General features: G+C 60.8%; 10 protein-coding genes. 6 read left to right on the top strand and 4 right to left on the bottom strand.

The genetic code is table 11. The features are described 5' to 3' along the window. Nucleotides 1-105 precede the first annotated feature (105 nt). Genes HX818_RS23365 through HX818_RS23350 form a run of 4 tightly spaced genes read right to left on the bottom strand, consistent with a single transcriptional unit; the run spans nucleotide 106 to nucleotide 3,329 of the window. Complete coding sequence (locus tag HX818_RS23365; protein WP_177020812.1) at nucleotides 106-516, bottom strand: VOC family protein; 411 nt, start codon at nucleotides 514-516, stop codon at nucleotides 106-108. Between the two features lie 16 nt (nucleotides 517-532). Further along, a complete protein-coding gene (locus HX818_RS23360; RefSeq protein WP_177009930.1) occupies nucleotides 533-1,063 on the bottom strand; it encodes an ester cyclase in 531 nt (176 codons plus the stop codon). Nucleotides 1,064-1,097: 34 nt separating this feature from the next. Beyond that, on the bottom strand, nucleotides 1,098-2,114 hold the full coding sequence (locus tag HX818_RS23355; RefSeq protein ID WP_177020811.1) for a polysaccharide deacetylase family protein: 1,017 nt from the start codon (nucleotides 2,112-2,114) through the stop codon (nucleotides 1,098-1,100). A gap of 30 nt (nucleotides 2,115-2,144) precedes the next feature. After that, nucleotides 2,145-3,329, bottom strand: a complete 1,185-nt coding sequence (locus tag HX818_RS23350) for an MFS transporter (protein WP_177020810.1) — start codon at nucleotides 3,327-3,329, stop codon at nucleotides 2,145-2,147. 101 nt (nucleotides 3,330-3,430) lie between these two features. On the opposite strand from HX818_RS23350, the gene HX818_RS23345 reads away from it, so the two are divergent. The 6 genes from HX818_RS23345 to HX818_RS23320 all read left to right on the top strand — a co-directional run bounded on the left by HX818_RS23345 (nucleotide 3,431) and on the right by HX818_RS23320 (nucleotide 11,326). Continuing rightward, nucleotides 3,431-4,354: a LysR family transcriptional regulator gene (locus HX818_RS23345; protein WP_177020809.1), complete on the top strand. Its 924-nt coding sequence runs from the start codon at nucleotides 3,431-3,433 to the stop codon at nucleotides 4,352-4,354. A gap of 32 nt (nucleotides 4,355-4,386) precedes the next feature. Next, the gene (locus HX818_RS23340; RefSeq protein ID WP_177020808.1) at nucleotides 4,387-4,773 is read left to right on the top strand and encodes a cupin domain-containing protein; all 387 of its coding nucleotides are present in this window, start codon (nucleotides 4,387-4,389) and stop codon (nucleotides 4,771-4,773) included. A 68-nt stretch (nucleotides 4,774-4,841) separates the two neighbouring features. Beyond that, a complete protein-coding gene (locus tag HX818_RS23335) occupies nucleotides 4,842-5,252 on the top strand; it encodes a DUF3757 domain-containing protein (RefSeq protein ID WP_177020807.1) in 411 nt (136 codons plus the stop codon). Nucleotides 5,253-5,477: 225 nt separating this feature from the next. Beyond that, nucleotides 5,478-6,719, top strand: coding sequence for a multidrug efflux RND transporter periplasmic adaptor subunit MexE (gene mexE, locus HX818_RS23330; RefSeq protein WP_008433857.1), 1,242 nt, complete (start codon nucleotides 5,478-5,480; stop codon nucleotides 6,717-6,719). Nucleotides 6,720-6,734: 15 nt separating this feature from the next. Continuing rightward, nucleotides 6,735-9,914: an efflux RND transporter permease subunit gene (locus HX818_RS23325; RefSeq protein WP_003210869.1), complete on the top strand. Its 3,180-nt coding sequence runs from the start codon at nucleotides 6,735-6,737 to the stop codon at nucleotides 9,912-9,914. Then, complete coding sequence (locus HX818_RS23320; protein WP_102369143.1) at nucleotides 9,911-11,326, top strand: efflux transporter outer membrane subunit; 1,416 nt, start codon at nucleotides 9,911-9,913, stop codon at nucleotides 11,324-11,326. Before HX818_RS23325 ends, HX818_RS23320 begins: the two co-directional genes overlap by 4 nt. Nucleotides 11,327-11,474: the final 148 nt, after the last annotated feature.

The following is an 11,474-nucleotide window of genomic DNA, read 5'->3' as shown; positions in this document are numbered from 1 at the left end:
AATTAGATGAAAACATTGGATGACGTTGCGGTGTCCCGCCCAAACCACAACTGTCCGACTGCTGTTGCCCAGCCAACAGTTGGCCGAGAAATCCGGCCAGCCACCTCAGGCCGCCGGGTAAGCAAAGATCAGCTCGACCCTGATCCCGTTGGGGTCTTCGACAAACAATTGGTGCTCGAACAGGTCCGGCACCACCCGCTCGGTAAAAGGCACCCCTAGCGTGTGCAGGCGTTGCCGGTGACTTTCAAGGTCATTGCAGCGCAATGCAATGTGATCGAGCGCACCTGAGCCGTCGCCGGCAGCACGCACCCCAAGATACGTTTCAAGCTGCGCGGCGCTGCCCTGCAGGCTGGCGATATGCAGCAGCGGGCGATCTGCTGAATAAAGCCAACTGCCCGGAAAAGGAAATGCCGGGCGCCAGCCCTCCTCCAGGCCGAGGGCGTCACGATAGAAACTCACCGTCGCGTCGACATGCTCCGTGCGGAGCGTGAAGTGATCAAGGTAGTGAACGGTCATGTGCAGAGCCCTCCCGTCAGAGCGCACCCAACTGCTTCATCAGCGTCAGGTTGTCTTCGATGTGCCAGTTGGCGACGATCTTGCCCTTGCCGATCTGGTAAATGTCGGTGGCAATAAAGTCTACGACCTGCCCAGTGCCCTTGATCTGACCAAAGGAACCGGTGAAGTGCCCGCGAAAATGCAAATGTGCCACCACGCGGTCGCCGGCAATGATCATTTGCTCTACTTCACAGCTCAGGTCCGGCACCGCGCCGCGAAACGCACGGGAGGCCAGCAGCGGTCCCTCCGGCCCTTGTTTGCGGCCGGCGGGCGGTGTTTTATCGATGAAGTTGAGCGCCAGCGTTTCACGGGCCAGACTCTCGTCACCGGTATTCCAGAAAGTGTCGTAACGCCGGGCGACGGTTTCCATGATCTTCAGTTGCGCGGCGGTCAGGCTCTTGTCCACCACCAGGACACCCGGCGTCACCAGTTCGGTGGTGGCAAACGCCACGCCGGAGAGGGTCAGGGCCAGGAATCCGGCGGCGATAAGGGGAATGGAACGTTGCATACGGGCACATCCTTTAAAGGCGAAGAGAACGAACTCAGATGGTTTCGCTTTCCCTGAGGCTGAGGGGGCTTTTCAAGGTGTATTGAGCGATGGCGTCCTTGCGCATGAACGCCACGCCGGGATGGCTGTTGGCGTACCGCAGAAACTCGTCCCAGACCCTGACCATTTGCGGCGTACCGCTGATGCGATCGTGGGCACTGATCGCCATCATGCGGCGTCGGCTTCCGGCTTCCAGGTAGAGCTGGTCGAACTCCAGCTTGACCTGTTGAAGGAATTTCGAGGGCGAGTAATTGCGCCCCTCAATCAAGACGATGTCGTTGTTGCGCAGGGTATACGGGACCACGACAAAGTCCTTGCCATTGACCTGCTCGATAAACGGCTCATCGCGACTCACATCATCAATGTGATAGACGTAGCCCAGCTCCTGCAACAACGACAAGGTATTGGGCCCGCGCCGCAGCCAGTTGCAGTTGTAGCCGGTGACCGGCTGACCGGTGACGTCCTGCAACATGCTCGCGGCCTGGCGCAGGAAAGTGCGCTCTTCATCGCGGCTCATGGCAAATTGCGAGCTCCAGTGCGGGCCATGCCCCGAGGCTTCGTGCCCACGGGCGACGATCTCCCGGGCCAGCGCTGGGTTGCGCTTTACGGCGTCGCCGATCATGTGGCAGGTGACTTTCACCCCATGCCGGTCCCAGAGATCAAGCATCCGCGGAATACCTTCACGGTAGCCATAGGCAAACCAGGTATTGGTGGCCACATCCTCCGGAACACTGTCGGGAAAATCCACGTGGGGAAACGGACTGTCAGTGCCCTTGAGCGGTTGGCCGCCTGCCTCGAATTGCATGGAAATGGACACCACCAGCCGGGTGTCCCCTGGCCAGAAACGCCCGATTGCCTTGCCGGCAGTCGCCGCGGGGGCAGCGTTGCCCGGCCCTGTCACCGCGGCTTTGGCAGCGGCCGGGCCGAGCAGCGATCCTGCGGCCAGAACAGCAGCACCTGTGCCGGCCTGGGCGAGGAAAGTACGACGATGCGGGTTATCGGTTTTGTCCATGTTGGTTCACCTCATACTGAATTCAGGGGATCAGGCAATCGCGGCAGGCCGGGTGGCTTTACCCGCGGCTTCCTGGGAAACAATGAACAGCACACCGAGCAATGGAATCGCCGCAGCCGCAAACGGAATCGCCGCCGCGCCCCAGTGGCTGTCCACAACGATGCCGCCGATGACGCCGCCCAGGGCGTTGGCCAGGTTGAAGGCCGAGATATTCGCCGTGGCAGCCAGCTCCGGGGCCTTGCCGCCATGCTTCATCACGCGCATTTGCATGGATGGCACGTTGGCGAACGAGGCGATACCGAAGAGGAACACGGTCACCAGGAACGGCCACTTGTAGGGCGCCACAAGGCCTGCGGCGATCAGTGTCACGATCATCGCCGCCGGCCAGAACATCAGCGAAAAGCGCAAGTTGGCGTCTGCGGTACGCGCCCCGAGACTGTTGCCGACTACCAGGCCAATGCCGACCACGACCAGCACAGCGGTCAGCATCGTCGAATCAAACCCTGCCACCTGTTCGGCAATCGGCGCGATATAGCCATAAAAGGCCATGAACCCGGCCCAGCCGAGCACCGTGAACATCAGACTGGCCAGCAGGTTGCGGTTACGAAACACCGCCAACTGGTTGATCAACGACACTGACTGCTCGGTGCCCTGGCGCTTGATCGACACAATGATTGCCAGCAACGCGAGCACGCCCAACGCGGCGACTACCAGGAATGCGGTGCTCCAGCCATATTGATTGCCAATCCACGAGCCGGCGGGTACGCCCAGCACGTTGGCCAACGTCAGCCCGGCAAACATCTGGCCGACGGCGCGGCCTTCCATGCCGCTGGCCACCAGGCGCGTCGCGACCACCGCGCCGATCCCGTAGAACGGCCCCTGGGTCAGCCCGGCAATCGCCCGGCTGACCAGCAACACGCTGTAGTCGCTGCTGAGGGCAGTCATTACGTTGGCGCCGACGAACACCGCCATCAACAACCACAGCACCGTGCGTTTTTCGTAGCGCGAGAGCCAGATGGTCAGCACCGGGCCTCCGATCACGATGGCCAGCGCGTAGGCGGTAATCAGGCTGCCAGCCTGCCCTTCGCTGATGTTCAAGCTGTGGGAGACCTGGGTCAGTAATCCGGCAATCACGAACTCGGCGGTGCCGATGGCGAAAGCCGCCAGGGTCAGCACCCAGACCTGGATGGGCATTTTCGAAGAATTGGATGACATGTCAGTCACTCCGATGGTTAACGATGGATGCAAAACTAGTTCTTTTGGCTTAACTTGATAATTGAGTCGAAATCAAAAACTACTTTCGGAAATACCGAACAATGCTGCTGAAGAACCTTGAGTTGTTTTTGCTGATTGTGGAAAAAGGCGGGCTGTCGGCAGCGGGTAGAGAGCTGGGACTGTCACCCGCCTCTGTCTCGGAAAGGCTCGCGCAGTTGGAGGGTTTCTATGGCGCCAGCCTGCTCAACCGCACCACCCGGGCGATCAACCTGACGGACGAAGGCCGCTTGCTGGTGGAAGGCGCCCGCCGCTTGCTGGCAGAGGCCAACGAGCTGCACAGCAGCATTCGCCATGGCACCCACACCCTGTCCGGGCCGATTCGCCTCAGCGCCCCGGAAGACCTCGGGCGCCAATACATCGAACCGATCCTCGCCGCATTCATGCTGGAGCATCCCGAGATCAGCATTGACCTGAACCTGAGCGACGGCTACGCCGATCCGGTGAGCCAGGGCATCGATTTCGCGGTGCGCTACGGCGAGCTGGCGGACAGCACCCTGCATGCCAGGCCGATTGGCGAAAACCGTCGCGTGCTGTGTGCGTCACCCCACTACCTGGCGCTCAATGGTACGCCCCGACACCCCGAGGATCTGACGCGCCACGAGTGCCTGGTGATGCGCTTCGGCATCAATATTTCGCGGGAATGGACCTTCAAGCGGCACGGGCACGCCCATCGGGTGCTGGTCCAGGGCCGGCGGGTGGCGAACGACGGTGCGCTGGTACGCCAGTGGTGCCTGGCGGGCCATGGCATTTGCCTGAAATCGGTGTGGGACGTGCGCGCCGACCTTGAGGCCGGGCGATTGGTCGAGCTGCTGGCTGACTATGATTTGGGCAGTACCGCGCTGAACATCATCTATCCGCCGACACGGGTTCAACCGCGCCGTGTCAGGGTGTTGATCGAGCGGATAGTGGATGAGCTGTCGCTGCACGATCATTCAATATCCGGCCGGCCGTTGGGCCTAACTTAAGGCTCCAATGTCCTGAAACCCTGGAACCTACAATGCCCGCCTCCCACGCTTCGACGAATTACGCCTCGATCAACTTCGCCCAGAAATACGCCCTGTTCAGCGAGCAATGGGCGCCCAAGGTCGTCGCGCAGATGAACGACTACCAGTTCAAGGTGGTGAAGATCGAAGGTGACTTCATCTGGCACGACCATGCCGACACCGATGAAACCTTTATCGTCCTCGAAGGCACCCTGCGCATCGACTTTCGCGACGGCGCGGTGATCATCAGCCAAGGGGAAATGTACGTGGTGCCCAAGGGCGTCGAGCACAAGCCGTACGCATTGGGTGAGGTGAAGTTGCTGTTGATCGAACCCTGCGGCGTGCTGAACACCGGCAGCGAGGGTGGCGAGCGCACGGCAATCAACGACGTGTGGATTTAGCACCTTCCGGCGTTGCCTGTTTGGGCTAGTCTTTACCTCACAGTTACTCCAGACCAGGAGCACGCGTGATGAACAGGCAGCTCAGGAAAACCTCAGCCCTCGTGATTACCCTGATGGCGTTGATGGGCAACGTCTACGCTGGCACTGGTACCTGCCCGCCCACCCATGCCCTTAAAGACGCGTTCAAAAAGACGCCGACCGGGGAAGTGGTCGCCTACACTGCGTCCGGCCCGGACGGTCGGCAATGGACCGGGCAAAACCCGATGACAGAGCAGAAGGACCTGCACCAGGTCCACTTTGAAAAGGCGGTGATCCAAAGCAGCCAGGGCCAGTCGTCTGTGGCATGCCACTACCTGGATCAGAACCATGAACCGGTAAGCATGACCCTGAAAAACCAGGTCAATGCCAGGCCTCTGGGCAGCGCATGGTCAGGCAACGAATGCACGGCAACCAACCCGGCGCTCTGTACATTTGAATAGCAGACACGCCCGACAATTTATGCGGCGCGCTGTTCCTTGCATCTTGCGCAACAGTCCTTTGTCATCAACAGCATTGATAGCTCCCTAACGAAAGCCCCATGCTAGAGGGCTCGCTTTACGCTTATATCATTCCGAATGATAGTTACCTTTGTTTCATTCGATTCGTGAGATAGCACCCTGCCGAGCATGATCCGCCAATCTTAAATACATTGGCGGATGCACCTCATGGAACAGTCACTCAAACATTTGCGCTATCCCTTGGCCATTTTGGCCGTGATGGTGATGAGCGCCTGCGGCAAAGCGCCCGAACAGGCAGCCGCCATGCCACCAAGCCACGTCAGCGTGGCCAAGGTGCTGGAACAACCGGTCAATGAGTGGGACGAATTCACCGGCCGGCTCGAAGCGCCGGAAACCGTGCAGATCCGTCCGCGCGTGTCGGGCCAGATCGATCAGGTCGCCTTCACCGAAGGTGCCTTGGTCAAGAAGGGCGACCTGTTGTTCCAGATCGACCCACGCCCATTCCAGGCCGAAGTGCGCCGCCTCGAAGCACAACTCGCACAAACCAAGGCCGCCGCCACCCGCAGCGATAACGAAGCCCAGCGCGGCGAACGCCTGCGCCAGAGCAATGCGATCTCCGCCGAGCTGGCCGACTCGCGCACCACCGCCGCCCAGGAAGCCCATGCGACTGTCGCCGGCATCCAGGCGCAGTTGGACCTGGCCAAGCTGAACCTGAGTTTCACCCGTGTCAGCTCGCCCATCAGCGGCCGCGTCAGCCGTGCCGAGATCACCGCCGGCAACCTGGTGACCGCCGATGTCACCGCGCTGACCAGCGTGGTGTCCACCGACAAGGTCTACGCCTACTTCGACGCCGATGAACGTGTGTACCTCAAGTACACCGAACTCGCGCGCCAGGGTCGCCGTGGCGCGACTACCCCGGTGTACCTGGGCCTGTCCAATGAAGACGGCAACCCGCACCTGGGCCAGATGAACTTCGTCGACAACCAGGTCAACCCGGCTACCGGCACCATTCGTGGTCGCGCCGTGTTTGATAACAGCAAGGGCGAATACACCCCAGGCCTGTATGCGCGCCTGAAACTGGTAGGCAGTGGCACCTACTCCGCCGTGCTGATCAGCGACGAAGCCGTGGGCACCGACCTGGGCAAGAAGTTCGTACTGGTGATGGACGGCGACAAGCCTGCCTACCGCGCGGTGGAGCTGGGTCCGAAGATCGAAGGTTTGCGCATCGTGCGCAGCGGCCTGACCAAGGACGACACGATCATCGTCAAGGGTTTGCAGCGCGTTCGCCCGGGGTCGCCGGTTGCACCGGAAACCATCCCGATGGCCAGCAAGGAAACCCTCGCCGCCTTGGCACAACAACGACAAGCGCTTGAAGCCAGCAACCTGGAGCAAGTGGCGCCGGATAAAGCCGCGCCCAAGCTCGCAAGTACAGCGACTCCACGCGGTTAAGGGATACGACTCAAGATGAATTTTTCCAAGTTCTTCATTTCGCGGCCGATCTTCGCAGCGGTGCTGTCGCTGTTGATCCTGATCGCCGGCGCGATTTCACTGTTCCAGCTGCCGATCAGTGAATACCCGGAAGTGGTGCCGCCGACCGTCGTGGTCCGTGCCAACTTCCCGGGCGCCAACCCCAAGGTCATCGGTGAAACCGTGGCCGCGCCCCTGGAGCAAGCCATCACCGGCGTCGAGAACATGCTGTACATGTCCTCGCAATCGACCGCCGACGGCAAGCTGACCCTGACCATCACCTTCGCCCTGGGCACCGACCTGGACAACGCGCAGGTGCAGGTGCAGAACCGGGTAACCCGGACTCAGCCAAAACTGCCCGAGGAAGTGACGCGCATCGGTATTACCGTGGACAAGGCCTCTCCCGACCTGACCATGGTGGTGCACATCACCTCCCCCGACCAGCGCTACAACATGCTCTACCTGTCCAACTACGCGATCCTCAATATCAAGGATGAGCTGGCACGGCTGGGCGGCGTGGGTGATGTGCAGCTGTTCGGCATGGGCGATTACTCCCTGCGTGTGTGGCTGGACCCGAACAAGACCGCCTCGCGCAACCTGACCGCCACCGATGTGGTCACGGCCATTCGCGAACAGAACCGCCAGGTGGCGGCCGGTGCCTTGGGCGCGCAACCTGCGCCGAATGACACCAGCTTCCAGCTGTCGGTCAACACCCAGGGCCGACTGGTCACTGAGGAAGAGTTCGAGAATATCGTCATCCGTGCCGGCGCCAACGGCGAAATCACGCGTTTGAAGGACATTGCACGGGTTGAGCTGGGTTCCAGCCAGTACGCCCTGCGCTCGTTGATCGACAACCAGCCGGCCGTGGCGATCCCGATCTTCCAGCGCCCGGGCTCCAACGCAATCGACATCTCCAATGAAGTGCGCGCCAAGATGGCGGAGCTGAAACAGAGCTTCCCGGAGGGCATGGATTACCGCATCGCCTATGACCCTACCGTCTTCGTACGTGGCTCCATCGAGGCCGTGGTTCACACCCTGTTTGAAGCACTGATCCTGGTGGTGCTGGTGGTGATCCTGTTCCTGCAGACCTGGCGTGCGTCGATCATTCCATTGGTGGCGGTGCCGGTATCGTTGATCGGTACCTTTGCGGTGATGCACCTGTTTGGCTTCTCGCTCAACGCGCTGTCGCTGTTCGGGCTGGTGTTGGCGATCGGTATCGTGGTGGACGACGCCATCGTGGTGGTGGAGAACGTCGAACGGAACATCGAACTGGGCCTGGAACCCTTCCCGGCCACTGAAAAGGCCATGAGCGAAGTAACCGGCCCGATCATCGCGACCGCGCTGGTACTGTGTGCGGTGTTCATTCCAGCGGCATTTATCAGCGGCTTGACCGGCCAGTTCTACAAGCAGTTCGCCTTGACCATTGCTATCTCGACCGTGATCTCGGCGTTCAACTCGCTGACCCTGTCGCCCGCACTGGCAGCGGTATTGCTCAAAGGCCACAACGCGCCGAAAGACGGGTTCTCCAGGTTCCTCGACAGGATGCTGGGCGGCTGGTTGTTCAAACCGTTCAACCGCTTCTTCGACAAGGCCAGCCATGGTTACGTCGGCACGGTACGCAGGGTGATCCGCGGCAGTGGTATCGCGCTGTTCCTGTACGCCGGCCTGATGGTCCTGACCTGGATGGGCTTTGCCCACACGCCGACCGGTTTCGTACCGGCCCAGGACAAGCAATACCTGGTGGCCTTCGCGCAATTGCCGGACGCCGCCAGCCTGGACCGTACCGAAGACGTGATCAAGCGCATGTCCGACATCGCCATGAAACAGCCCGGCGTGGAAAGCGCGATCGCCTTCCCCGGCTTGTCGATCAACGGTTTTACCAACAGCCCGAACAACGGCATCGTGTTCGTGACCTTGAAGCCGTTCGATGAGCGTAAAGACCCGAGCCTGTCTGCCGGTGCGATTGCCGGTGCACTGAATGGCAAGTACAGCAGCATCCAGGAAGCCTACATGGCGATCTTCCCACCGCCGCCGGTACAGGGCCTGGGTACGATCGGCGGGTTTCGCCTGCAGGTCGAAGACCGTGGCAACCTGGGTTACGACGAGCTGTACAAAGAAGTGCAGAACATCATTACCAAGAGCCGTGGCGTGCCTGAGTTGTTCGGCCTGTTCACCAGCTACACGGTCAACGTGCCCCAGGTCGATGCTGCCATCGACCGCGAAAAGGCCAAGACCCATGGCGTGGCGATCAGCGACATCTTCGACACCCTGCAGATCTACCTGGGCTCGTTGTATGCCAACGACTTCAACCGCTTCGGGCGCACCTATCAGGTCAACGTGCAGGCTGAGCAACAGTTCCGCCAGGATGAAGACCAGATCGGCCAGCTGAAAGTGCGCAACAACAAAGGCGAGATGATTCCCCTGGCGACCTTCATCAAGGTCAGCGACACCTCGGGCCCGGACCGCGTGATGCACTACAACGGCTTCATCACCGCCGAGATCAACGGCAACGCCGCACCGGGCTACAGCTCCGGCCAGGCCCAGGCGGCGATCGAGAAACTGTTGAAAGACGAACTGCCCAACGGCATGACCTACGAGTGGACCGACCTGACCTATCAGCAAATCCTCTCGGGCAATACTGCGCTGTTCGTGTTCCCGCTCTGCGTACTGCTGGCGTTCCTGGTACTGGCCGCCCAATACGAAAGCTGGAGCCTGCCACTGGCGGTGATCCTGATCGTACCGATGACCCTGCTGTCGGCCATCACCGGGGTGATTATCTCTGGCGGCGACAACAACATCTTTACCCAGATCGGCCTGATCGTCCTGGTGGGCCTGGCCTGTAAGAACGCGATTCTGATCGTCGAGTTCGCCAAGGATAAACAGCAGGAAGGCCTCGATCCGCTCGCTGCGGTACTGGAAGCCTGCCGTCTGCGTCTGCGGCCGATCCTGATGACCTCGTTCGCCTTCATCATGGGTGTAGTGCCTCTGGTGATGTCCAGCGGTGCCGGTGCCGAGATGCGCCATGCCATGGGTGTGGCGGTGTTCTCCGGGATGATCGGCGTGACCTTCTTCGGTCTGCTGCTGACGCCAGTGTTCTATGTACTGATCCGCCGGTTTGTTGAACGCGGTGAAGCGCGCAAAGCGGCCAAGGCCTTGAAGCTGGAGACACAGCAATGAGCGTGAAAGTATTTTTGCCGAGCTTGCTGGTACTGGCGCTGAGCGCCTGTGCCGTGGGCCCGGACTATAAAACCCAGCCACTGGAGGCGGCCAACGTAACGGCCGCCGCCGACGCCAAGCAATACGACCACGGTAAGTTCGAAGGCATCTGGTGGCAGCAGTTCGAGGACCCGACCCTTAACCAGCTGGTGACTCAATCCCTGCAAGGCAACCGTGACCTGCGGGTGGCATTTGCCCGCCTGCGGGCGGCCCGGGCGATTCGTGACGACGCCGCCAATGACGTGATGCCGGTGATCACCAGCCGTGTCAGCAGCGATGTGGGCAAAGGCCAGATCCCCGGCCAGACCACCCAACGTGTCAACAGCGAGCGTTATGACCTGGGCCTGGACATGGCCTGGGAAGTGGACTTGTTCGGCCGCATCCGCCGCAACCTGGAGGCCAGCGACGCTGACCAACAGGTTGCCGAAGCTGACTTGTATCAGCTGCAAGTGACGATGATTGCCGAGTTGGTGGACGCTTACGGTCAACTGCGGGGCGCGCAACTGCGCGAGAAAATCGCGGTGGCCAACCTGAAGAACCAGGAAGACTCACGCGGTATCACGGTCAGCCTGCGGGATGCCGGTGTGGGCGATCAGCTCGATGTGGTGCGGGCCGATGCGCGTCTGGCGGCTGTAGAAGCCAGTGTGCCGCAGCTGCAGGCCGAGGAAGTTCGCGAGCGTAATCGTATCGCTACCCTGCTCGGTGAGCGGCCGGACAAGTTGAGCGTGGATTTGAGCCCGAAAGATTTGCCGGCGATTGCCAAGGCGTTGCCGATTGGTGATCCGGGGCAACTGCTGCAACGTCGTCCGGACATTCTCAGTGCCGAGCGTAAGTTGGCAGCCGCCACGGCGCGGATTGGGGTAGCCAAGGCTGATCTGTTTCCGCGGGTGAGCCTCAGTGGGTTCCTCGGGTTTACCGCTGGGCGGGGTTCGCAGATTGGGTCGGCGGCGGCGAATGCCTGGTCGCTGGGTCCGAGCATTACCTGGGCGGCGTTTGACCTGGGTAGCGTGCGGGCTCGGTTGCGTGGTGCGGATGCCGAAGCGGATGGCGCCCTGGCGACTTATGAGCAGCAGGTGCTGTTGGCGCTGGAAGAATCGGAGAATGCCTTCAGTGATTACGGCAAACGCCAGCAGCGGTTGGTCTCGCTGATTCGTCAGAGTGAGTCGAGCCGGGCTGCTGCGGATCTGGCGGAGATTCGTTACCGCGAAGGGACGGTGGACTTCCTGGTGTTGCTGGACGCGCAACGTGAGCGTTTGGCCGCCGAGGACTCCCAGGCTCAGGCCGAAGTGGATCTGTATCGTGGGATCGTCGCGATCTACAAGGCGTTGGGCGGTGGGTGGCAGCCGAGTACCACGATTGCCAGTGCCAAGTGATTTGACTTAAAGAGCTCCTTTGGTTGGTCGCATCCAGCCAATTTTTAGCCCCGTGCCGTCATTCGGTCGCGGGGCTTTTTTTTGCTCGCTTGTGGTGTGTGCATATCCGTTATTTCGGTCAGGGCTGCTATTGGTTCCGCTCTTACAG

The organism is Pseudomonas sp. F9001, from assembly GCF_013385435.1.
Taxonomy (GTDB): domain Bacteria; phylum Pseudomonadota; class Gammaproteobacteria; order Pseudomonadales; family Pseudomonadaceae; genus Aquipseudomonas.
The sequence above is the reverse complement of the archived record's forward strand: the minus strand, read 5'-3'. Positions and strand labels throughout refer to the sequence as shown.